Origin of the sequence: Acinetobacter sp. CS-2 (genome assembly GCF_016599715.1) — a bacterium.
Classification (GTDB): domain Bacteria; phylum Pseudomonadota; class Gammaproteobacteria; order Pseudomonadales; family Moraxellaceae; genus Acinetobacter.
Window position 1 is genome coordinate 2,815,542 of sequence record NZ_CP067019.1, and the last position, 22,181, is coordinate 2,837,722.

Sequence of the window (22,181 nt, forward strand, 5' to 3'; positions counted from 1 at the left end):
TGATGCAACAAGAACGTCTAATTACTCAGCAGCTGCTTCAATCACTTCAACTAAAGTCCAAGACTTAGTTTTAGAAATTGGGCGGCTTTCTTTAATGGTCACTACGTCGCCAGTTTTAGCAACATTGTTCTCATCATGAGCGTGTAATTTAGTTGAACGGCGGATTGATTTGCCATACAACGGGTGTTGAACGCGGCGTTCAATAAGCACAACAATAGACTTGTCCATTTTGTCGCTTACAACTTTACCGGTTAACGTGCGAACTGTTTGTTCACTCATTGTCCGTTCCCCTGTTTTTCGGTAAGGAGTGTCTTGATACGAGCAATAGTCTTACGAGTAAGCGCAACTTCATGCGATTTACCCAATTGACCAGTTGCCTTAGCCATACGAAGACGGAATTGGTTAAGCTGTTGCTCATCAAGCAAAGCTGTCAACTCTTCTACCGATTTTTCACGTAGATCTTTAGTTTTCATTACATTACCGTCCGAGTCACGATAGTGGTTTTAAACGGAAGTTTAGCAGCTGCAAGCGTAAATGCTTCACGAGCCAATTCTTCGTTAACACCATCAATTTCGTACAAGACTTTACCTGGTTTGATTTGGCAAACCCAGTATTCCACAGAACCTTTACCTTTACCCATACGAACTTCTAATGGTTTTTCAGTAATTGGCTTGTCCGGGAAAACACGGATAAAGATCTTACCACCACGTTTAATACGACGGCTAATTGTACGACGCGCAGCTTCAATTTGACGCGCAGTCATTTGACCACGTTCAATAGATTTAAGTGCGATAGTACCGAAAGATACTGTGCTACCACGGTGTGCTAGACCAGTGTTACGGCCTTTTTGCACTTTGCGGAATTTAGTACGTTTAGGTTGCAACATGGATTATTCTCCTTTTTCAGCAGAACGATCATTGCGACGACCACGACGCTCTTGACCTTCACCACGACCGCGACCGCGTTTAGCTGGACGTTCTTCAGCAGGAGCAGGGTTCATGACTTGTTTCATGCCACCTAAAATCTCACCACGGAAAATCCAAACTTTAACACCAATCGTACCGTAAGTCGTTTCAGCACGCATAGTAGCGTAGTCGATGTCTGCACGAAGCGTATGCAAAGGTACACGACCTTCACGATACCACTCAGTACGAGCAATCTCAGCACCACCTAAACGACCAGAAACTTCAACTTTGATACCTTTAGCACCAGCACGCATCGTGTTCTGAACCGCACGCTTCATAGCACGACGGAACATTACACGTTTCTCTAATTGAGAAGCGATCGCTTCAGCAACTAAACGAGCGTCTAAGTCTGGGCGATCGATTTCGTTGATGCTTACTTGCGCAGGAACACCCATAATAGATGTTAATTCGCGTTGTAATTTTTCAATGTCTTCGCCTTTTTTACCGATAACGATACCAGGACGAGCAGTGCTAATAGTAATTTTAGCAGCGCCTGTAGGACGTTCGATAAGAATATTGCTGATCATTGCATTCTTAAGTTTTTTAATTAAAAACTCACGAACTTGCAAATCTTTAAGCAAGTATTCAGCGTATTGTTTCGGATTCGCATACCAGTTAGCGTTATGACGTTTCACAACACCTAGGCGGATACCGATTGGATGAACCTTCTGACCCATATCAAACCCCTACCTTAACGGTGATGTGACAAGTACGCTTAGTAATACGATCTGCACGGCCTTTAGCACGTGGCATAATACGTTTAAGGCTGATGCCTTCGTCAACGTAAATCGTAGATACTGTAAGGTCGTCTACATCTAAACTGTTATTATGTTCAGCGTTTGCAATCGCAGATTCCAACGCTTTTTTAACTAAAACTGCAGCTTTTTTGTTGCTGAAGTTCAAGATATTTAAAGCGTGAGCAACAGATTTGCCACGGATCAGATCTGCAACCAAACGTGCTTTTTGTGCCGAGATAGCGGCACCGCGTAATTTAGCAGTAACTTCCATCATCGCACCTTAACGTTTAGATTTCTTGTCAACACCGTGACCACGATAGGTACGAGTTGGCGCGAATTCACCGAGTTTATGACCAACCATGTGTTCAGATACAATCACTGGAACATGGTTACGACCATTATGAACAGAAATTGTTAGACCAACAAAATCTGGGAGAATCATCGAACGACGCGACCAAGTTTTGATCGGCTTGCGAGAGTTACTCGCTACAGCCGCTTCAACCTTAGCGAACAAGTGCGCATCGACGAATGGGCCTTTTTTCAGAGAACGAGGCATTGTCAGATTCCTTTACTTGTTACTTAACGCGACGGTCGCGAATAATCATCTTAGTCGTACGCTTGTTGGTACGTGTCTTGTACCCTTTAGCTTTTTGACCCCATGGGCTTACAGGTTGAATACCTTTGTTACGCCCTTCACCACCACCGTGTGGATGGTCAACTGGGTTCATCGCCATACCACGAACGGTAGGACGAACACCACGCCAGCGTGATGCACCAGCTTTACCTAGTGAACGAAGGTTGCTTTCTGAGTTAGAAACTTCACCCAAAACAGCACGGCATTCAACGTGAATTTTACGCATTTCACCAGAACGTAAACGAACGATAGCGTAAGAACCGTCACGACCCAACAACTGAACAGAAGTACCAGCTGAACGAGCTAATTGCGCGCCTTTACCGATTTTAAGTTCGATGTTGTGAAGAGTAGAACCGATAGGCATGTTGCGAAGTGGCAAGCAGTTACCTGGACGAATTGGAGCATCGTTACCAGATTGTACTTTATCACCAGCACGCAAACCTTTAGGCGCAATGATGTAACGACGTTCACCGTCAGCATATTTTAATAAAGCAATATGAGCTGTACGGTTAGGATCGTATTCAATACGTTCAACTACAGCTGGAATGCCGTCTTTGTTACGTTTGAAGTCAACGATACGGTAGTGTTGTTTATGACCACCACCAACGTGACGAGTTGTAATGTGACCGTTGTTATTACGACCACCAGTACGTTTTTTAGCTTCAACCAACGGAGCATAAGGCGCGCCTTTGTGAAGATGGTCGTGAACGACTTTCTCTACAAAGCGACGTCCTGGTGACGTTGGCTTACATTTTTGAATAGGCATAATTCTCGTCCTTATTCCGCTGCGCTTTCAGCGGTATCGCCCAAGTCAGCCATTTCAACATCTTGGCCAGCTTTCAGGGTGACGTATGCTTTTTTAACATCAGAACGACGTCCTAATGTTTTACCAAAGCGTTTAGTCTTACCTTTAGTGATCGTTGTGTTAACTTTAACAACTTGAACACCAAAGAGTTGTTCCACTGCTTTTTTGATTTCAAGTTTGTTTGCATTTAATGCAACTTTAAAAACTTGAACACCAGCAGTTTCACCTAAAACTTGTGCTTTTTCTGAGAATACAGGTCCTTGCAGGACTTGATAGATACGTTCGTTGTTCATCCGAGTTCTACCTCAATTTTCTTAGCAGCAGCTACAGACATAACAACTTTGTCGAACGCGATCAAGCTAACAGGATCAATTGCAGCAGCATCAACCACATCAACGTGTGGAATGTTACGTGCAGCAAGATACAAGTTCTCATCAACAGCATCAGTAACGATTAATGCACGAGTAGCATTCAAGTCGTTAAGTTTTGCAAGCAACTCTTTAGTTTTTGGAGCAGCAACAGCAAACTCTTCAACTAAAACCAAGCGATCTTGACGAACAAGTTCAGCCAGGATGCATTGCATAGCACCGCGGTACATTTTACGGTTAACTTTTTGAGACCAATCTTGTGGACGAGCAGCAAAAGTTTTACCACCACCTACCCAGATCGGGCTACGAATAGAACCAGCACGCGCACGGCCAGTACCTTTTTGACGGAATGGCTTTTTACCACCGCCAGATACGTCAGCACGTGATTTCTGAGCTTTCGAACCTTGACGACCACCAGCTAAGTAAGCTGTAACAACTTGGTGTACAAGAGCTTCGTTAAATTCACGACCGAAAGCAACTTCAGATAATTCAACAGCAGAGCCGGAAACAGTATTTAAATTCACGTTATTTCCCCTCAGGCCTTGATCGTAGGACGAACAGTTACGTCGCCACCAGTAGCACCAGGAACCGCGCCTTTAACAACCAGAACTGAACGTTCAGCGTCGATAGCAACGATTTCAAGACCCTGTGTAGTTACGCGTTCAGCACCTAAATGGCCAGCCATTTTTTTGCCTTTGAACACGCGACCAGGAGTCTGGTTTTGACCTGTAGAACCCAGAACACGGTGAGAAACAGAGTTACCGTGAGTAGCGTCTTGAGTACGGAAGTTCCAACGCTTAACACCACCTTGGAAGCCTTTACCTTTAGACTGGCCAGTTACGTCAACAATTTGACCTACTGTGAACAGATCTACACCGATAGTAGCGCCAACTTCACGACCTTCAAGCTCAGCTTCTGATACGCGGAATTCTTGAACCAGACGACCAGCAGCAACACCCGCTTTAGCGAAGTGACCTTTCTGAGCGTTAGTTACGCGAGATTCGCGACGTTCACCAGTAGTGATTTGAATCGCTTGATAACCATCAGTTTCAAGCGTTTTGATTTGAGTGATGCGGTTAGGATCAACCTCAATCACTGTTACAGGTACAGAAACACCAGCATCTGTAAAGATACGAGTCATACCGCACTTGCGACCGACTAAACCAATAGCCATGTGCATAAACCTCTAAAAAAGCGGCCTAATTAACTTAGAGCGTTAATTAACCGAAAGCCTTAACCCAAAGCGATCTGAACATCAACACCAGCTGCAAGATCCAACTTCATCAATGCATCAACAGTTTTATCTGTAGGTTGAACGATGTCGATCAAACGTTTGTAAGTGCGGATCTCGTATTGGTCACGCGCATCTTTGTTAACGTGTGGTGATGTTAAAACGTTGAAACGTTCGATGCGAGTAGGCATCGGGATTGGACCACACACTTGTGCGCCAGTACGTTTTGCTGTTTCTACGATCTCTTGAGCTGATTGATCAATTAAACGGTGATCAAAAGACTTAAGACGGATACGAATTCTCTGGTTAGACATACCAGTTAACTCCAAGCCAAATATATATAAAGAATCACTCTTGACGCATCTCACCCCACTTTATGTGGGCAAGTGTCAAGAGCAGTGAATTATCACTAAGGTCATGATCGATGCCACGACTGTCACGATGTTAACTACTTTATTCGTAGCCAACCCCCTTTCATCAAAGGGTCGCCCATTATAGCGATTGTTTAACGCTTAAGCAAATCCCTTTTTAACTTTTTCCTCTTTTTTTCTGTTTATCCTTTTAGTATTTTGTTTAAAAATAACTCAGCATGCTGTTTTTTGTAAAACGTACTCTATTGCCTGGTTTAGTATTTGATTTCCTTTAATAAAGTCACTTTTTGACATACTTTTTAATTGACGTTCCGTTTGCACATATTGACCGGAAAAGCTCTCTAACTCTTCATCATTTTCTAAAAACAGTTGCAGTACCTCCGGGGTTATTTCAGGATGAAATTGAAATCCCAAGACATTTTTTCCAATTTGATACATTTGATTGCGGCAGGCATCATTTTCCGCCAGATGAATAGCGCCTTTCGGGATTTCAAAGGTTTCACTGTGCCATTGCATGACCTTAAACTGTTCTGGCAACTCAAAACACTCTTCAGACACATGCTTCACCCTACGTACCTCTGTCAAACCTAACTCCTGCTGTTCATTGCGCCTGACCGCCGCCCCCAAAGCATTGGCAATCAATTGCCCGCCCAGACACAAACCAATGGCCGGTTTACCCATAGATAAATAACGCCTGATCCAGCGCTTTTCTACTTTTAACCAGGGATAATTTGCTTCATCATTAACACTCATTGCTCCACCCATAATGATGAGCAAATCTACATCTTCCACTTGCGGCAAAGCCTCGATATCAAGTGGTCGATCTACAGGTAAGGCAAAAAATTCCGTTGCGGTAATTTTAGCGTGATGCTGTTTTAAGAATTGATAACAACTGCCGAACCCTTCACCAGCAATATGCTGAAAATAATGTACTCTTAAATGCGACTTCATGCGCCTCCGCCTATTGTTTTAGCTCTGCCATAGTTTTAGCAAGAATGAAGCCAACTTTAGGCGTAAATTAAGGTTTCTATACATTTCGGCATTTATATAGCCTAATCCGCGTGTTTCTCTTAAGCTAAGACTAATTTTGGTACGACTTAGAGCATCACCTTGAAAAAAAACTCACAAACAGCCCTCATTCACGCACCACGAAAAGCCCCACAATATATTTCTACCGTTCAACCTCCCGTGTTTCGTGCATCGACGATTATTTTTGAGAACACCGATGCACTGTTTAATCGCCACTGGAGCGATGATTATGATTATAGTTATGGCACCCACGGCACACCTACAACCTTTACTTTAGGTGACAATATTGCCCAGATCGAAGGCGGAAAATATTGCCTGCTGGCACCAAGTGGCTTGTCGGCTATTAATTTAGTGAATTCATGTTTTCTTGCCCAGGGGGATGAAGTCTGGGTGGCAGACAACATTTATGGTCCAAATATGGAACACCTGCATAACCTGCAAACGCGTTATGGTATTAGCATTAAAGTGTATAACCCGATTGATGCAGAGACTTTCCAGCCTACCGATAAAGCCAAACTCATCTGGTTGGAAGCAGCAGGTTCCGTGACCCTGGAATTTCCCGACCTGATCAATCTGGTGAAAAAAGCCAAAGCGCATAACATACTGACAGCACTGGATAATACCTGGGGTGCAGGGCTGGCTTTTAATGCCTTCGATTTTGGCGATGAGCATTTAAGTGTAGATGTGACTGTACATGCATTAACCAAATATCCAAGTGGTGGCGGTGACATCTTGATGGGTTCAGTAGTGACCTGTGACCAGAAACTGCATCATCAATTATTCCGGATGCATGCCATTCAGGGGATTAGTGTGTCGGGTGATGATGTGGCACAGGTACAACGTAGTTTGGCTTCAATGCAGGTGCGCTATCTACACCAGTCTGAAAGCTGTCTAACACTGCTGGACTGGCTCAAACAGCAATCAGAATTTGTCCAAGTGCTACATCCTGCCGATACTGAATCAGCCGGACATCAATACTGGAAAGAAATTTGTAAGGAAGAACACAGTGCCGGTCTGGTCAGTGTGATTTTTAAGCCCGAATATACCCTGGAAGATATCCGTCGCTTCTGCGATGCACTGGAACTGTTTAAACTGGGCTTTAGCTGGGGCGGACCGATCAGTCTGGTCATGCTGTACAACCTGAAAGATATGCGTGTACTGGAACATTCCCACTTAAAAGAAGGACTTTTAGTCCGTTTTTGTATCGGACTCGAACATTCTCAAGATTTAATCCAGGATATCAAACAGGCATTACAGCAGTTAAACCAGCAAAAAATTAAAGAATAAAAAGGATCTACCTATCATCAGCGTCAGGAAAATGCTACCAGTACACACCCAAAAATTGTTTTACATTCACAATTTTTTCCGGCACCACGGTTTGATTGCCGGGGCAGTCGGAACTGGTAAAAAGATGATCCTCGTGTTTGACAGAAAAATTTACCTATGGGGAGGCTGGTATTTTTGGCTGCGGCCGAATACCCGCTTACTCTTCCTTTAATCCAATTAATTCAATGCAGCCTGAAAAATGTAACCTACTGATCAGCCATAGCGTAATTACCAGCATGGATAAACAAAGTCTGGATTTTGAATGTCTATTGAAAAGTTACAAAACCAAGTAGCAGCAAGTGCATCAAACAAAAAAGAAAAACCGCTTTAGAAAACAGTAACCCAGCGAAGCAGAAGTTCTGTCCACACAACAGCTACGCCAACAGCACCTAACACTAGAGCTGAAAAAACATGCTGAACGTACCGCCCAACAGTATAAAAAGCTGATTCAAGATACTGCCTATACTTTTGCCACCCGTGCTACAAGCAACTTAGGAGACTCGACCGGGCAAAATAGTCCGCTATTTAGAAGATTTACTAATGGCAGAAAATAATCTGGTTTACAAATCAAAAGCAATCAAACCATCGGATATTCTTATATTCCATAATTTTTTTATGGTTTAACCAAAAATAGGTGTTGTAAAAAGATTTTATAACATGTATTTTTAATACATCTTATAAATAACAGCCATGAGAGATCAAACATGACTCCGCAGCAAATTGACCTAGTAAAAGCCACTGTTCCTGTACTCCGTGAAAATGGCGTAGCATTAACTGGTTATTTTTATAACCGTATGTTGGGCAATAATCCAGATCTAAAAGAAACATTTAATATGGGGCACCAGCGCAGTGGTGCACAGGCACAAGCTCTTGCAGGCGCCGTGTTGGCTTATGCTGAAAACATTGAAGATCCTTCTGTGCTTTTGCCTGTAGTTGAGTTAATCGCACACAAACACGTTAGCCTGAACATTCAAGCCCCTGACTATAATATTGTTGGTGAAAACCTGCTTCATTCCATCAGTGAAGTTCTAAGCATTTCAATGGACGATCCACTCATTGGCGCTTGGGCAGCAGCTTATGGTCAACTGGCAGACCTGTTCATCAGCACCGAAAAAGCCATTTACGATCAGCATCAACAAACCAAAGGCAGCTGGTTAGGCTGGCGCAATTTTAAAATTGCCAAAAAAGTAGTTGAAAGCGATGAAATCACGTCTTTCTATCTGCAACCTGTCGATGGCGGTGCATTGCCAAAATACGAAGCGGGCCAATATATTTCCGTGCGTGTTTTCGTTGAAGAACTTGGCTTGAAACAACCTCGTCAATATACGCTTTCAACTAGCCCGCAAGCGGACTATTTACGCATCTCGGTAAAACGTGAAGACCAAAAAGGCGACATGGTTCCAGGTTGGGTATCGAATACTTTACATAGCCTGCCAGAGGGTTCAGAAATTGAAGTTTCTGCACCAACAGGTAACTTTTACCTGATTGACCCAAATAAGCGTAATGTGTTTATCAGTGGCGGTGTAGGCCTGACTCCAATGATTGCCATGCTGAATCAGCTGGTGACGCTGGATATGCCACAACCTGTGACATTCATCCATGCCTGCCGTAGCAAACAAGTGCATGCAATGCATCAGCACATTCAGGACTTAAAAGCAAAATATCCGCGCCTCAGCACATTTACCGCTTATGAATTCCCGCATCCAGGCGATAAATTAGGTGAGGATTATGATGTTGCCGGTCGCCTGGACTTAAGCAACATGGATAGCGCATTGTTACCTGTCAATGCCGACTACTATCTCTGCGGCCCAATGCCATTTATGGCTGAACAGCAAAAGGCGCTGGTTGCTCGCGGCATTCCTGCTGAAAATATTCACAGTGAAGCGTTTGGCACAGGTGGCGTTAAGCACTAACCCGCTGGGTCAGCATAAAATAAAGAGAGGGTTAGTCTGGTTATGCTAGACTAACCCTAATTTTTTACTTAAAAACATCAGTATTATCATGCAACTGAATAAATTCACTGACTATGCCTTGCGTATTTTAATCTATATCGCCCAACCGCGAGATATGCCTTATACCATTGCAGAAATTGCTCAGGACCTGCATGTGTCCAAAAACCATTTGGTGAAAATTGTGCACTTTATGGGCAAACAGAACTGGCTGATTACCACACGTGGCAAAGGCGGCGGTATTGCGCTCAACCCCGAAGCGCTTGAAATGCCCCTCGGTCAAATCGTGCGGATCCTGCAAGGTGAAAACCAGATTGTCGAATGCAATACCCCTCCTTGCGTCCTGCGTCCTCAATGCGGTCTAAAAGGCATTCTTGATCTGGCACTGGAACAGTTTTATCTTAGTCTGGATCAATACACCCTGGCTCAGGTTTTAAATAACTCTCCTGCGGCCAAGTACACCACCCAATCCCCGATCCAGATGATCAATCTTTAATTCCTGCGCTTGCAAAGTTCGCTTGACCGAACGACTTCCTTTATAATGTTCGCTTGTAGATCATTTATTGAAGTTGAGTTATGCATCACAGCAGAGGAAAATCCAAAAACAGTAAGACAGCCCATGCGCCTAAGCAAAAGATCAGCTATGAGAAAAAAGTTGATCCTGCCATTACTGAGTACTCTGTTCGCGCGTTGAACTGGTTGCGTAAAGCCGAATTCTTGATGAGTGCGCCAAAGCTGAGCCTGTGTGTTGAAGATACCGGTTATGAAGTTGCTTTTGCCGGACGTTCCAATGCCGGTAAATCTAGCGCCATTAATGCCTTAACCAACCAAAAGCAGCTGGCACGTGCCTCTAAAAAGCCGGGCCGTACCCAAATGATCAACTTTTTCAGCCTGGGTAATCCAGAACAGCGTCTGGTCGATTTGCCAGGTTATGGTTATGCAGCCGTACCGGAAGCGATGAAAATTGTCTGGCAAAAAGAACTGGAAAATTACCTGATTCACCGTAAAAGCCTGCAGGGCTTGGTATTGCTGATGGATATTCGCCATCCACTGCAACATTTTGACGTGATGATGCTGGAATGGGCCTATTCACGTAAATTGTTCGTGCATGTTTTGCTGACCAAATCAGACAAACTGAATCGTGGACCGGCATCGAAAGCCTTGCAGGAAGTGAAAGCGGCATTGAAAAAGATGAAGCTGGATTTCTCCATTCAGTTGTTTTCATCCCTCAACAAGCAGGGCCTCGAAGAGCTGGCCAGTGTGATGGGTGGCCGATTGAACTTTACCCTGGAGCAATCCACACAATTTGATCTGGACAGCATTCCTGAAGCGAGCCTTGGTGATCTGGATGAACCACTCGAATCTTTAGATGTTGCAGAGGAAGAATGCGAGACTGAAATTGCCGAAGATGCCACCGATCAGAGCCGACAAGCGGATTGATCGGGTCTGTCTGACAAAAATCCTCATCCATTGATATTGCAGTGTCCTGTATTGCTCATCACAATGCGGGACATTTTTTTCATACTGACCTTAAGCTCAAGTACAGTACTGCACAGAAAAATAATAAAGACAGTATGATGAAACTTCTCTCCCGTTTAAGGAACATCAAACTCAGCTGATTCATGAGCAATCCTATTTATCTGCCCAAAGTGACCTAGTCCTTTTTATCATCCATATAACACTAAAATTTCTGTATACAATTTCCACACAGTCGGGCTTTATGTCCTGCTTTTGATTTGTTCTAAGATAAAAGTCTAGGAAAACAACAATAAGGACAACCCTATGCAAGCACGGATTTCAGTCATTACTCTTGGGGTACGCGATCTGGAAAAATCATTACAGTTTTATCGTGAAGGTTTGGGCCTACACTGTGAAGGAATCACGGGGCAGGAATTTGAACATGGCGCTGTGGCCTTTATTGAACTACAGTCAGGCCTGAAACTCGCTTTATGGCCGCAAAGCAGCATTCAACAGGATACCGGACTGGAACTGACGCCAATGTGTGCCACTCAAATGACCTTGGGACAAAATGTCTATAGTCCACTGGAAGTCGATCAGGTCATGGCTCAGGCAGCACATGCTGGTGCCAGAATTATTAAACCCGCACAAGCCACCTTTTACGGCGGCTATGCAGGTTATTTCCAAGATCCCGATGATCATGTCTGGGAAATTGTATTTAATCCTAGCTTGGAACTAGACTAATCAACTTGCGCTTCACGGCTATAACGATCGACCACTACACTGATCATCATGTCGCCCTGAACATTGACCACGGTACGCACGGTATCGAGCAAACGGTCGATCGGCAGTAAGATGGCAATGGCTTCTGCCGGTAAACCGACTGATTGCAGCACCATAATCATGGTCACCATACCGGCACTTGGAATACCCGGCGCACCCAGCGAGGCAATCATAGCGGTTGCACAGACCACCAGTTGCTGACCCAAACTTAAGTCCAGCCCCATCAGGTTGGCAATAAAAAGTGCTGCTGCAGCTTCATACAGCGCCGTGCCATCCATGTTCAGCTGAGTGCCCAAAGGAATGACAAAGCCTGCGGTTTGTGGACGTACCTTTAAATTTTCCTGCGCGCATTTCATCGACAGTGGCATGGTAGCCGAACTGGAACTGGTGGCAAATGCGGTAATCAGCGCAGCCCGTGTCCCTTTAAAGAAAGTGATCGGACTCATCTTGCCAAAAATCCAGAGCAACAAAGGCAATACTACTGCACCATGGAAAATGGTGGTTCCTGTCACCACGGCAGCGAACTCGGCCAGACGGCTTAATACAGAAACATCTTCGGTTGAAATCAGTTTTGCCAGTAAGGCAAAAATACCCAGCGGTGCCAGCTTCATCATCCAGCTAATCATCAACATCATGATGTCAAAAAATTGCAGGCTTAACTTGCGTACACTGCGGAAATTCTCTCCGCCTTTAACCAGCGCCACCCCAATAAACAGCGCAAATACTACTACCGCCAGCACATTGCCTTCGGCAAAGGCTTTAAAGGGGTTAATTAAAGTATTTTGAATGAAATTGGTAAAAAAGGACGATGGCGTTAAGGTATCAGGCGTTTGATGACTGTTCATGGCATCCTGAAACATCACGATATCCACACCCTTGCCCACATTAAACAAATGGGCACAGCTTAAGCCTAAAATGAGTGCGAAGGTGGTGGTGGTGACACAGCACAGTAGAGTGATTTTCCAGACTCGCCCCAACTGTCCACCGGCCTGCAAGTTCGAAACGCCGACCACAATCGAACTGAAAATCAGGGGAATCAGCAGCATTTTTAATAAACCAATAAAAATGCTGCTGGCCAGACCCAAACCATAGAGACTGATATCGAAAAACTGGGTATTTGGAAACAGGTTTAACAGAAACCCGAATGCCACCCCTAAAATCGCAGCAATCAATATTTGTGTATTTAAGCTCATCACGACATGCTTTTTATCATTAAGTCCTGTCAGGCACTATGCCATGGCCTATTTTTAGAATCGAGGAATTTTTTGTCACAAGCTCAGCATAAATGAATAAAAGCCAGCGGCTCACTTAGTCTGAATCATCAACACTTCGTTAAACTGATGGCATAAAATCTGCTTATGAATAAATACGCATTCAGCCAATAATTAAAAGAGAATCAATATGAAAAAAATCATGCTTATGACCGTGCTACTTCTGCATATTCCCTTGGCATTTGCCCATCCAAACCATGGCTGCCATAAAGACATCTCCGAGGATATCCCTCGCTGCCACTAAATCACAATGATCAAGACAAGCATAAAAAACCGGACAGCAGCTCCGGTTTTTTATGCCATTTTGAGCCTTATTGGGTTTCAATTTCACGCAAGCGGATCAAACCTTCCTGAGTGGTGCTGCACACTAGCTCGCCATTTTGCCACATACGGCCAAAATTCAGTCCGCGCGAACTGGCACTAATGGTGGCCTCCATATCATAGAGCATCCACTCATCAACACGAAATGGCTTATGGAAGTACATGGCATGGTCAATGCTGGCACATTGCAGACTCGGAGAAATATAACTTAAACCATGTGGACGTAAAGCCGTAGTCATTAAGGTAAAGTCCGAGTAGAAAGCCGCAATAGCCTGATGCAATGAAATTTCATCGACCTTCTGGGAAATCTGACCATGGGTGCGGATATAGTGAGCGTATGATGGGGCTTCAGGCTGTGGCTGGAATGGATTTTGTGGATTGACCGGACGAATGTCCACATGACGGTCACGCATAAAACTGGCACGCACATTTTCCGGCACAAATTCGACCAGCTGTGCTTTGAGCTCTGCTTCACTTTTCAGGTCTTCAACCGCAGGATATTCCGGCTCGGAGATTTGATAATTCAAGCCTTCTTCCGGGCTGGCAAATGAAATCATGGCGGTAAAAATCGTCCGCCCATGCTGAATGGCACGCACCTGACGACTGACAAAACTCTTGCCATCACGCAATCGGTCCACTTCATAAATAATCGGTGCGTTGACATCTCCGCCATATAAAAAATAGGCATGTAATGAATGTGCCGGACGATCTGCGGTATAGGATGCCGCGCGTAAGGCCTGCCCCAACACCTGCCCACCAAAGACCCGCTTACCGACCAGATTACGGCTTTGCCCCCGGTAAATATTTTCTTCAATTTTTTCAAGACTTAGTAATTCAACCAGCTCTTGGGTTAAGGCATTCATAAGCAACCTGCTTTAATGTGGGATACCTAAAATCTAGGCGAAAAATTTCAATCAATCAGCTAAGCTATAATTGCTATTCTGCCACAAATCCCGACTAAAGCCCTACAGTTCAACTGACTGGCCTGTCACGCGATTTGTGCTGAATATTCGCTAAAAATACGATTTTTAACGATAAAATTTAACACTCAATATGCATTTTGTCAGAAAATGACATATTGTTTTCAATTACAATACTACAAAACTATTTCCCCTCAGAAAATCTGTGGTTTCGGTCATTTAAGTAGGAGTATGTATGTCCAAGAGTGGCTTTGGTCAAATCTATCGTCAGCTTTCCAGTAAGCTGCTTGACCTGGTGGTAACCCCACATGTTCTTGGTGAGGTTCCTACTGAACCGACAACTACAGAAGTAAATTCCCGGACAGAGCAAACTGTTCAGCAAAAAGTGGTGTGCTATGTATTACAAAATTATTCACGTAGCAATGCGTTGATTGTCGATGGCGAAACCCGCCGTCTGAAACTGTCACCGGCATTAGATCCGCTAGTGGTGGGTGATCATAAAGAAAAAGCATCAGTGCTGTTCTTGCAGCATCATGATGAAAACAATTTACTCAACCCGCCACTGCATGCCTTTCCGCCACGCTTATTGCGCCTGATCGACATTCTGGAACATCATCCTCAGGTTGATATTGAACTGATTCCGGTTACCGTATTATGGGGACGTTCACCAGACAAAGAAGATTCCTGGCTGAAACTACTATTTACCGACACCTGGGCAACACCAGGTACCGTTAAACAGCTGGTGAATATTGGCCTGCATGGTCGCCAATCCTATCTGGAATTCCATCAAGGGCAGTCTTTACGCCAGCTGATCGAATTTGCCAAACAAACCCATCCGAACCTGTCACCTGCGACGTATATTCTTAACAAACTAAACAACTATTTAGATGGTCAGCGTGAAGTCGTACTCGGACCGGATCTTTCAGACCGTCGCAATGTGATGCATTCTCTGATCAAATCCACTGATGTACAGGATGCCATCCGTCGTGAAAGCATCCGTGGCAAAATCAGCATGATTGAAGCTGAACGTCGTGCCATTGGCTATTTAAACGAGATTGTATCGGACTATTCGCATTCAGCCGTGCGTTTTGCCGATATGGCGCTGACCCGTTTATGGACCCAGCTCTATGATGGCGTAGAAGTGCATAATTTCAGTACTGTGCGGGAACTGGCCAAAGACTACGAGATTATTTATACCCCTTGTCACCGCAGTCATATTGACTATTTATTACTGTCTTATGTGATTTATAAACGTGGCATGATGGTGCCGTACATTGCTGCCGGCGATAACTTGAACATGCCTTTTGTCGGACAATTATTGCGTGGTGGCGGTGCCTTCTTTATTCGCCGTACTTTCCGTGGTAATGGTCTGTACACCACAGTATTTAAAGAATATCTATTCAACATTCTTTCCCGTAACACCCCACTGGAATACTTTATTGAAGGCGGTCGTTCACGCACGGGACGTTTGCTGCCAGCAAAAACCGGTATGCTGGCCATGACGGTTCACGGGCATTTGCGTGGCCGTTCCAAACCGATCGTGTTTGTACCGACCTATATTGGCTACGAACGCCTGATGGAAGGTGCCACCTATGTCGGCGAAATGAACGGTAAAGACAAAGAATCCGAGTCGATCATGGGGATTGTAAAAACCCTGCGCAAAATCGAACGTATCTTTGGCCAAGTGCATGTGAACTTTGGTGAGCCGGTATTCCTTGATGACATGCTGAAACAGCATGGTGCGGAAAATATTAAAATTGCCAAGAATGATGATCCGATTCCGCAAGAAGTGTCTGATACAGTAAACAGTGCTGCGCATGCGATTCTGGAAAACATTAACCGTGCTGTGGTGATCAATCCGGTATCGCTGCTTTCACTGATTCTTTTAGCTACGCCTAAGCATACGCTGGATGAAGAAATCTGCATCAAGCAACTGGATGCCTACCGTAAGCTATTGACTGCATTACCTTATGATGCACGTACTCAGGTAACACCGCTTTCAGGCAAGGAAATTATTGCCTACGGTTTGAAACTGAAACTGATTAAACGTGTGAAGCATGTCCTGGGTGATATCATTGCCATTGAAGACAATCAGGCAGTATTGCTGACTTATTTCCGTAACAACATTCTGCATGCCTTCGTGTTGCCGTCACTGATTGCTGCACTGGTAGAACATAATGGTTCGATTCGCCGTGGTGATTTGATCAATGTCATTCGCACCCTTTATCCATTCCTGAAAGCGGAATTGTTCCTAAAATGGAAAGATGAAGAGCTGAAAGATCAGATCTGTGCTTATGCAGAAGCGCTGATTCAGGCCAAACTGATTTCTGAAGATAGCGAGGGCAACCTGCTTTCCCCTGCACCAAATTCAGAAGATCACAATCAGCTGGTAGTGCTTGCTGCCCCTGTGATGCAAAGTCTGGAGCGTTACTACATGACCCTGACTTTAATCACCCAGCGTGGTTCAGGCAACATCTCTACCCGTCAGGTGGAAGAGCTCAGTCATCTGGTTGGTCAACGTCTGTCGGTATTGTATGAATTCAACTCACCGGAGTTCTTTGATAAATCGCTGTTCCAGAGTTTCATTAAAGTGCTGACTCAGCAGGGCTATATCCGTAACAATGAAGATAACGCCATTGTGTTTGACGAGAACTTCCAGAACGTTGCACAGTACGCCAATCTGGTACTGGATGATGTGACCTTGCAGATGCTTCAGCACATTACCGCCTTCAGCGATGAAGAGTTAAAAGAAGCTTTGGATGCCGTTGCAGCGCAACAGGCGAAACGCCGTTTAAAACGCAAGAAGAAATAATCTTCCTTCTCCGTTCCCTCTCCTTTTAGGCATAGGTATCTACACATCTTTAGGTACCTAATGCAATTGTTGCGATTTCATTCAGTTCATCTATTGAATATTCCGAGAGCAGTTGAAGAGTGTTCAGTAAAATCGAAAGTCCTGCCAATATTGCAGGTGCACTTTCCAACTTACCTCTCTTCTGCTGTCGGCCTGAAAGACGGGCCAGAAATATACGAATTTTCTGATTTTGTTCATCTTCAGAACGCTGTATTCGCCAAGTCAGCACACACGCCATACTGCTGATCAGGAGCCGTCTTAAAATCGCTGCAGGTGTGGTCTGAAGCCATGATTCAACGTCATGGCCTGCCTGCTTGAGAAGCTTGAAATAGCACTCAATTGTCCAGCGCCAGTAATACCAGGTGGTTAGTTCTACCGCATCAATCTCTGAAGAAACATTGCTGATCAGCGACCATCTCGCGACTGTTTTACCTTGAGCATCTTTCACCACAGCAACAATTAATCTGGCTGCAACCGCCTTGCCTGGCTGGGGAGTAACCCGTTGGCCTGAATCGTCTTTTCTCTTCGGCTTTGCTGCACGCGTTATCCGAATATCGGTTTCTCCAACATGCAGCATATGCCGGTTTCCTTTATAAGCAATCGGCTTAACCTGCTGAGTTACTACTTTTTCTGCGGCTTCTGCAACTTTGTAGGTTTCCCCTTGATGCTCAATCCGATGGCTTTCTTTGGCCCGGATCAACCATTTAAAACCATGGCTGCTGATTTCCCTCAAGTGGGCAATCGAGTCTCCTTCACGGTCAATGATATGGACTTTTGTTTTCTCAATCGGATACTGTTCAATCGTTTTAATTTGTTCTGCGAGTGAGTCCAAATGGGACTTGCGCTCGCTGTATTGTTCACTGAATGTAGAGTAACAGCCGGATGCATCTGTTAGCGTCTGAGCTAATGGCGCAATCGGGAGCCCTGATGATGCATCGACAAGTAAACTGCTTTGCAATTCATAGCCTGAATTCACCTGTGTTCTTTGAAGACGCTGAACCTTATGATTGTGCTTCACATACTGCAGCTGAGACCAGTCATGAACGATTAATGCATACTGATGCGGTGATGTCTTGATCTGTTCGCATGCAAGAAGCTTAATCGGCTGGTTTAATTGACTAAAAGAGATTTTATCATTATTCAGGAATCGCCAAACTGCCTGTGTAGTTGAGAAACTCGACTTTTGGGTAGAGGCTAGGTCTTTGATTGCGGGAGCAAGTGAAGCAAGAGGATTCATATTGAGTTTTACAAGGCTGTTATAGCGTTTGACAAGACGCTGATCCAGACCAGAGATGTGAAATTGAAGAGCATGCTCTTCAATTTAACGCAAAGCTCGGAAATTGTGTAGATACCTATGCCTTTTAGGAGAGGGCTAGGGAGAGGTCTGTTAAATACTCTACTTGAGCTATTATAAAGCGCAAGTGAGGGCTAGGGAGAGGTTAATTAAAGAACCCTCCTCCTAACCTCCTCCCATAGGGAGGAGGGACTTCAAATACCAAGGTGACATTCACTCCGTCTTTAATAATTCCGCATAATCACTAAAACAATCCTCATGCTCTAGCTGAAATCCACTTTCCCTCATCCGTGTAGCAAAAATCCGTTTACCTGTTTCCTTCGGACTTGCTACAACCAGTTCAGGCAAATTGAGTTGCCGCTGAAACCACTGAATCACTTCGTGTAAAGGTAGAGGCTGGTTATTGGTGACAATATAGGACGTTTCTGGATGTTCCACGTGAATCAACTGCACTAAAAACTGGGCCAAATCATCAATATGAATCCGGTTAGACCAGTGAATTTGAGGATAGTTTTGGGTCGTTGCAGCCAGCTTGATCATTCTTGCCACGGACGTGCCATAAATTCCTGTAGGACGGATCACCACACAGCGTTCAGTGAATGCCTGTTGATAGAGTTGCTCCATTTTCCAGAGTAATCGCCCCTGCTCATCTACAGGTTGAATAACAGATTCATCATCAATACGCTCGCCCGCATTTTCACCATAGACCCGGGTTGATGACACCACCACAATTTTTTGCACTGGATGGGACTTTAAGGCTTGAACAATCGGAGCCACTGAATCGACATAAGTCTGTTGATAGCCTTCCACAGAACTTTGTGACGGCGACAATAAAACATAGACCCAATCCACAGGTTCAAGATGAGTCAAATCAAGCTGATGCACATCCTGAATTAGATGATTTGCATAAACATCAGTTTTCGGACTTTGGCTGATTGTGGTAATTTGGTGCCCTTGCTGAAATAATTGTTTAGCAACCCGGGTAGAGGTTTGACCATAACCTATAAATAATATATGCATTAAGCACCTGATGATTTAACTCAAGTTGAGGGGACATGGCTGCAGTCCATCAATTGCAAGGGGTAGGAACTGCCTCTGCTGCACTACTGGAAAAACTGAATATTTTTACGACAGATGATTTGCTGTTTCATCTACCGCGTGATTATGAAGATCGTAGCACGATCATCTCCATGAACCAATTATCCGTGGGGCGTAGCTATTTGCTGGAAGGTATTGTGAAAGGGGTTGATTTTCCACCAGGTAAGCGTAAATCCATGGCCATACAGCTCCAGGATGATTTTGGCAAAGTCACCTTGCGTTTTTACCATGTCTATAAAGCCCTGACCGATCGAGCTAAAGTCGGCAACCGCTTGCGCATTTTTGGTGAAGTTCGTGTCGGTGCACGTGGTCTGGAACTGTATCATCCTGAAATTCAACTGATTACCGAACATACCCCCCTACCGAAAACCCAGCTTACTGCCATTTATCCAGCAACAGAAGGCTTAACTCAGCCCAAGCTGCGTGAATATGTTAAACAGGCACTAAAACAGCATAGTGATGAGCTGCCTGAATTATTGCCAGAAAAATTCACCAATGGTTATGCGCTAAAACAGGCACTGCAATATATTCATGAACCGCCACTGAATGCCAATATGCTACAGCTGGCGCAAGGTTCTCATCCGGCCCAGCAGCGGCTGATTTTTGAAGAGCTGGTGGCCCATCAGATCAGTCTGCTCTCACGGCGTGCCTATATCCAGCAGATTGCCGCCCCCTCTTTTAGCCCAAGTAAAAATTTTGCCAAGCAGTTATTGGCTGGCTTGCCTTTTGAAATGACCGGTGCACAGAAACGGGTCTCCAAAGAAATTGTGCAGGACTTAAAACAGAACAAGCCGATGCTGCGTCTGGTTCAGGGCGATGTCGGTGCTGGTAAAACACTGGTGGCTGGCGTTGCTGCCTGTCATGCACTGGAAGAAGGCTGGCAAGTGGCATTGATGGCACCGACGGAAATCCTGGCGGAACAGCATTATCTGAACTTTAAAAAATGGTTTGAGCCTTTAGGTCTGAATGTATCCTGGCTTTCAGGTAAACAGAAAGGCAAAGCTCGTGCAGCAGCTGAGCAAACCATTAAACAAGGCACGGCCAATCTGGTGGTAGGTACTCATGCCCTGTTTCAGGAAAATGTCGAATTTGCCAAACTCGGCCTGGTGATTATTGATGAGCAGCATCGCTTTGGGGTCGATCAGCGACTGGCTCTTCGTAATAAAGGCGTCAACAATACAACCCCGCATCAACTGGTGATGACCGCCACCCCGATTCCCCGCACACTCGCCATGTCTGCTTATGGTGACCTGGATACCTCGGTGATTGACGAACTGCCGCCCGGCCGTACCCCGATTCAGACCGTCACCATTCCTTTAGACCGCCGTGAAGAAGTGCTACAGCGTATTGCTAGCAATTGTGCTGAAGGCAAACAGGCTTACTGGGTCTGCACGTTGGTAGAACAGTCGGAAACGCTGGATGCACAGGCTGCTGAAGCGACTTATCAGGAAATTAAGGAACGTTTTCCTCAGCTCAACATTGGTCTGGTGCATGGCAAAATGAAAGCCGATGAAAAGCAGGCTGTAATGCATCAGTTTAAAGACAATCAGCTGCAACTCTTGATTGCCACTACGGTCATTGAGGTTGGCGTGGATGTACCAAACGCCTCCATCATGGTAATTGAAAATGCCGAACGTTTGGGACTTTCACAGTTACATCAGTTACGCGGTCGGGTCGGTCGTGGTGCGACTGCCAGTTTCTGTGCCTTGCTATATAAAAATCCGCTTTCGCAAAATGGACAGGAACGGCTGCGCATTATGCGTGAAACCAATGACGGTTTTATCATTGCCGAAAAGGATCTGGAAATTCGCGGGCCGGGTGAATTGCTCGGCACAAAACAAACCGGGGACATGGGCTTTCGGGTCGCCAAGTTAGAACGTGATGATCATTTGCTGAATCAGGCACATTATGTCGCGCAGCAAATCTTAAAAGACTATCCAGACAATGCAGAAGCCCTGTTAAAACGCTGGTTACCTGAAGCCCCTCGCTATGCCTATGTATAAAAATAATGTAAGACACCTATAAAATAACAGGCTGAATCGGTTATTTATTATCGTATAAGTGGCATGGATGCTGCCGATCTTGAAACCACCAATAAACTGTGCAAAATAAAGTTAAATAAAAAGAAGAAGAAAACATGCTGCAATTGATTCACCCCTTACTGCACAAAGCCATGCAGAGCCTTTTCCCCTGTGTACTTTGTGGCATAGACCAGCAACGTCATCATTCAGTCTGTACAGATTGCTGGCAACAATTGCCCTGGTTGAAACAGACCATCCGACGACAGGAAATGGAGATTCAGGTGGCCTGTCATTATGCCTATCCGATGGACCGTATTATTCAAAAATTCAAATATGAACAACAGCTGCACTTTCAAAATCTGCTTGCTGGCTCACTTATCGGTCTCAAACTTCCCAAAATCCAAGCCATTGTCCCGATGCCCATTTCCCATCAGCGTTTGGCAGAACGGGGGTATAACCAGTCTTTGGTGCTTGCGAAACTCCTGGCAAAACAGCTGAATATTCCAGTCTGGCAACCGGTTGCACGACTGGCCCAACATTCGCAAAAAGGCTTGAGCCGGATCGAACGGCTGGATCAGATTGACCAGCAGTTTGTGATTGCCACAAAGACCCGTGTGCGTTACCGCAAAGTGCTGATGCTGGATGATGTAGTCACGACCGGCAGTTCGCTACATGCTTTAAAACAGAAACTTGAAGCATTAGGCTGTCAAAAAGTTTATGCAGCCTGTATTGCCAGTGCAGAGATTTAA

General features: G+C 44.8%; 23 protein-coding genes and 1 pseudogene. 8 read left to right on the forward strand and 16 right to left on the reverse strand.

Annotation, left to right across the window (positions count from 1 at the left end; all coding sequences use genetic code 11):
• Positions 1–21 precede the first annotated feature (21 nt).
• The 12 genes and pseudogenes from rpsQ to JFY49_RS13910 all read right to left on the reverse strand — a co-directional run bounded on the left by rpsQ (position 22) and on the right by JFY49_RS13910 (position 6,062).
• On the reverse strand, positions 22–279 hold the full coding sequence (gene rpsQ, locus JFY49_RS13855) for a 30S ribosomal protein S17 (protein WP_086195769.1): 258 nt from the start codon (positions 277–279) through the stop codon (positions 22–24).
• Positions 276–473: a 50S ribosomal protein L29 gene (rpmC, locus tag JFY49_RS13860; protein WP_004650482.1), complete on the reverse strand. Its 198-nt coding sequence runs from the start codon at positions 471–473 to the stop codon at positions 276–278. Before rpmC ends, rpsQ begins: the two co-directional genes overlap by 4 nt.
• The gene (gene rplP / locus JFY49_RS13865) at positions 473–886 is read right to left on the reverse strand and encodes a 50S ribosomal protein L16 (protein ID WP_067669331.1); all 414 of its coding nucleotides are present in this window, start codon (positions 884–886) and stop codon (positions 473–475) included. The genes rpmC and rplP overlap by 1 nt, the downstream gene beginning before the upstream one ends.
• Positions 826–1,642, reverse strand: a pseudogene (gene rpsC / locus JFY49_RS13870) (30S ribosomal protein S3). Before rpsC ends, rplP begins: the two are co-directional and overlap by 61 nt.
• A gap of 1 nt (position 1,643) precedes the next feature.
• The gene (gene rplV, locus JFY49_RS13875; protein WP_086195771.1) at positions 1,644–1,973 is read right to left on the reverse strand and encodes a 50S ribosomal protein L22; all 330 of its coding nucleotides are present in this window, start codon (positions 1,971–1,973) and stop codon (positions 1,644–1,646) included.
• A gap of 9 nt (positions 1,974–1,982) precedes the next feature.
• Complete coding sequence (gene rpsS, locus JFY49_RS13880; protein ID WP_004869548.1) at positions 1,983–2,258, reverse strand: 30S ribosomal protein S19; 276 nt, start codon at positions 2,256–2,258, stop codon at positions 1,983–1,985.
• Between the two features lie 19 nt (positions 2,259–2,277).
• On the reverse strand, positions 2,278–3,102 hold the full coding sequence (gene rplB / locus JFY49_RS13885) for a 50S ribosomal protein L2 (protein ID WP_086195772.1): 825 nt from the start codon (positions 3,100–3,102) through the stop codon (positions 2,278–2,280).
• 11 nt (positions 3,103–3,113) lie between these two features.
• Positions 3,114–3,434 carry a 50S ribosomal protein L23 gene (rplW, locus tag JFY49_RS13890; RefSeq protein ID WP_086195773.1) on the reverse strand — a complete coding sequence of 107 codons (321 nt, stop codon included), beginning with the start codon at positions 3,432–3,434 and terminating at the stop codon, positions 3,114–3,116.
• A complete protein-coding gene (gene rplD, locus JFY49_RS13895; protein ID WP_086195774.1) occupies positions 3,431–4,033 on the reverse strand; it encodes a 50S ribosomal protein L4 in 603 nt (200 codons plus the stop codon). Before rplD ends, rplW begins: the two co-directional genes overlap by 4 nt.
• Positions 4,034–4,044: 11 nt before the next feature.
• Complete coding sequence (gene rplC, locus JFY49_RS13900; RefSeq protein ID WP_086195775.1) at positions 4,045–4,683, reverse strand: 50S ribosomal protein L3; 639 nt, start codon at positions 4,681–4,683, stop codon at positions 4,045–4,047.
• Positions 4,684–4,742: 59 nt separating this feature from the next.
• A complete protein-coding gene (gene rpsJ / locus JFY49_RS13905) occupies positions 4,743–5,054 on the reverse strand; it encodes a 30S ribosomal protein S10 (RefSeq protein ID WP_000070912.1) in 312 nt (103 codons plus the stop codon).
• Positions 5,055–5,324: 270 nt separating this feature from the next.
• Positions 5,325–6,062: a type 1 glutamine amidotransferase gene (locus JFY49_RS13910; protein ID WP_180042108.1), complete on the reverse strand. Its 738-nt coding sequence runs from the start codon at positions 6,060–6,062 to the stop codon at positions 5,325–5,327.
• A gap of 159 nt (positions 6,063–6,221) precedes the next feature.
• Here JFY49_RS13910 and JFY49_RS13915 point away from each other — a divergent pair, with 159 nt between their 5' ends.
• From JFY49_RS13915 to JFY49_RS13935, 5 genes are all read left to right on the forward strand, one after another.
• Complete coding sequence (locus JFY49_RS13915) at positions 6,222–7,427, forward strand: PLP-dependent transferase (RefSeq protein WP_200223230.1); 1,206 nt, start codon at positions 6,222–6,224, stop codon at positions 7,425–7,427.
• A 743-nt stretch (positions 7,428–8,170) separates the two neighbouring features.
• Positions 8,171–9,379, forward strand: a complete 1,209-nt coding sequence (gene hmpA, locus JFY49_RS13920; RefSeq protein ID WP_200223231.1) for an NO-inducible flavohemoprotein — start codon at positions 8,171–8,173, stop codon at positions 9,377–9,379.
• A gap of 88 nt (positions 9,380–9,467) precedes the next feature.
• Positions 9,468–9,911 (forward strand): RrF2 family transcriptional regulator, encoded by a 444-nt coding sequence (locus JFY49_RS13925; protein WP_131273038.1) that lies wholly within the window; start codon positions 9,468–9,470, stop codon positions 9,909–9,911.
• 80 nt (positions 9,912–9,991) lie between these two features.
• Positions 9,992–10,855, forward strand: a complete 864-nt coding sequence (gene yihA / locus JFY49_RS13930; RefSeq protein ID WP_200223232.1) for a ribosome biogenesis GTP-binding protein YihA/YsxC — start codon at positions 9,992–9,994, stop codon at positions 10,853–10,855.
• A 342-nt stretch (positions 10,856–11,197) separates the two neighbouring features.
• Entirely contained in the window at positions 11,198–11,617 is a 420-nt protein-coding gene (locus JFY49_RS13935; RefSeq protein ID WP_166168709.1) for a VOC family protein, read from the forward strand.
• Here JFY49_RS13935 and JFY49_RS13940 read toward each other — a convergent pair.
• Together JFY49_RS13940 and JFY49_RS13945 are read right to left on the reverse strand one after the other, a co-directional pair.
• Positions 11,614–12,849, reverse strand: a complete 1,236-nt coding sequence (locus JFY49_RS13940) for a dicarboxylate/amino acid:cation symporter (protein ID WP_200223233.1) — start codon at positions 12,847–12,849, stop codon at positions 11,614–11,616. The two genes, JFY49_RS13935 and JFY49_RS13940, sit on opposite strands and share 4 nt — an antisense overlap.
• Positions 12,850–13,238: 389 nt before the next feature.
• Complete coding sequence (locus tag JFY49_RS13945; RefSeq protein WP_086195783.1) at positions 13,239–14,111, reverse strand: acyl-CoA thioesterase; 873 nt, start codon at positions 14,109–14,111, stop codon at positions 13,239–13,241.
• 292 nt (positions 14,112–14,403) lie between these two features.
• Between JFY49_RS13945 and plsB the strand changes: the two genes are divergently transcribed.
• Positions 14,404–16,980: a glycerol-3-phosphate 1-O-acyltransferase PlsB gene (gene plsB / locus JFY49_RS13950; protein ID WP_166168703.1), complete on the forward strand. Its 2,577-nt coding sequence runs from the start codon at positions 14,404–14,406 to the stop codon at positions 16,978–16,980.
• A gap of 49 nt (positions 16,981–17,029) precedes the next feature.
• Here plsB and JFY49_RS13955 read toward each other — a convergent pair whose 3' ends face one another.
• Both JFY49_RS13955 and JFY49_RS13960 read right to left on the reverse strand, forming a co-directional pair.
• Positions 17,030–18,256: a transposase gene (locus tag JFY49_RS13955; RefSeq protein ID WP_180174931.1), complete on the reverse strand. Its 1,227-nt coding sequence runs from the start codon at positions 18,254–18,256 to the stop codon at positions 17,030–17,032.
• Positions 18,257–18,526: 270 nt separating this feature from the next.
• Complete coding sequence (locus JFY49_RS13960; RefSeq protein ID WP_200223234.1) at positions 18,527–19,333, reverse strand: NAD-dependent epimerase/dehydratase family protein; 807 nt, start codon at positions 19,331–19,333, stop codon at positions 18,527–18,529.
• 35 nt (positions 19,334–19,368) lie between these two features.
• On the opposite strand from JFY49_RS13960, the gene recG reads away from it, so the two are divergent.
• Positions 19,369–21,414: an ATP-dependent DNA helicase RecG gene (recG, locus tag JFY49_RS13965; protein ID WP_200223235.1), complete on the forward strand. Its 2,046-nt coding sequence runs from the start codon at positions 19,369–19,371 to the stop codon at positions 21,412–21,414.
• A gap of 134 nt (positions 21,415–21,548) precedes the next feature.
• Positions 21,549–22,181, forward strand: coding sequence for a ComF family protein (locus tag JFY49_RS13970; RefSeq protein WP_166168697.1), 633 nt, complete (start codon positions 21,549–21,551; stop codon positions 22,179–22,181).

Bases quoted from the DNA above. Each gene is read 5' to 3' on its own strand.
- rpsQ (WP_086195769.1), bottom strand. From the start codon at position 279: ATGAGTGAACAAACAGTTCGCACGTTAACCGGTAAAGTTGTAAGCGAC.
- rpmC (WP_004650482.1), bottom strand. From the start codon at position 473: ATGAAAACTAAAGATCTACGTGAAAAATCGGTAGAAGAGTTGACAGCT.
- rplP (WP_067669331.1), bottom strand. From the start codon at position 886: ATGTTGCAACCTAAACGTACTAAATTCCGCAAAGTGCAAAAAGGCCGT.
- rplV (WP_086195771.1), bottom strand. From the start codon at position 1,973: ATGGAAGTTACTGCTAAATTACGCGGTGCCGCTATCTCGGCACAAAAA.
- rpsS (WP_004869548.1), bottom strand. From the start codon at position 2,258: ATGCCTCGTTCTCTGAAAAAAGGCCCATTCGTCGATGCGCACTTGTTC.
- rplB (WP_086195772.1), bottom strand. From the start codon at position 3,102: ATGCCTATTCAAAAATGTAAGCCAACGTCACCAGGACGTCGCTTTGTA.
- rplW (WP_086195773.1), bottom strand. From the start codon at position 3,434: ATGAACAACGAACGTATCTATCAAGTCCTGCAAGGACCTGTATTCTCA.
- rplC (WP_086195775.1), bottom strand. From the start codon at position 4,683: ATGGCTATTGGTTTAGTCGGTCGCAAGTGCGGTATGACTCGTATCTTT.
- rpsJ (WP_000070912.1), bottom strand. From the start codon at position 5,054: ATGTCTAACCAGAGAATTCGTATCCGTCTTAAGTCTTTTGATCACCGT.
- JFY49_RS13910 (WP_180042108.1), bottom strand. From the start codon at position 6,062: ATGAAGTCGCATTTAAGAGTACATTATTTTCAGCATATTGCTGGTGAA.
- hmpA (WP_200223231.1), top strand. From the start codon at position 8,171: ATGACTCCGCAGCAAATTGACCTAGTAAAAGCCACTGTTCCTGTACTC.
- JFY49_RS13925 (WP_131273038.1), top strand. From the start codon at position 9,468: ATGCAACTGAATAAATTCACTGACTATGCCTTGCGTATTTTAATCTAT.
- yihA (WP_200223232.1), top strand. From the start codon at position 9,992: ATGCATCACAGCAGAGGAAAATCCAAAAACAGTAAGACAGCCCATGCG.
- JFY49_RS13935 (WP_166168709.1), top strand. From the start codon at position 11,198: ATGCAAGCACGGATTTCAGTCATTACTCTTGGGGTACGCGATCTGGAA.
- JFY49_RS13940 (WP_200223233.1), bottom strand. From the start codon at position 12,849: ATGAGCTTAAATACACAAATATTGATTGCTGCGATTTTAGGGGTGGCA.
- JFY49_RS13945 (WP_086195783.1), bottom strand. From the start codon at position 14,111: ATGAATGCCTTAACCCAAGAGCTGGTTGAATTACTAAGTCTTGAAAAA.
- plsB (WP_166168703.1), top strand. From the start codon at position 14,404: ATGTCCAAGAGTGGCTTTGGTCAAATCTATCGTCAGCTTTCCAGTAAG.
- JFY49_RS13955 (WP_180174931.1), bottom strand. From the start codon at position 18,256: ATGAATCCTCTTGCTTCACTTGCTCCCGCAATCAAAGACCTAGCCTCT.
- JFY49_RS13960 (WP_200223234.1), bottom strand. From the start codon at position 19,333: ATGCATATATTATTTATAGGTTATGGTCAAACCTCTACCCGGGTTGCT.
- recG (WP_200223235.1), top strand. From the start codon at position 19,369: ATGGCTGCAGTCCATCAATTGCAAGGGGTAGGAACTGCCTCTGCTGCA.
- JFY49_RS13970 (WP_166168697.1), top strand. From the start codon at position 21,549: ATGCTGCAATTGATTCACCCCTTACTGCACAAAGCCATGCAGAGCCTT.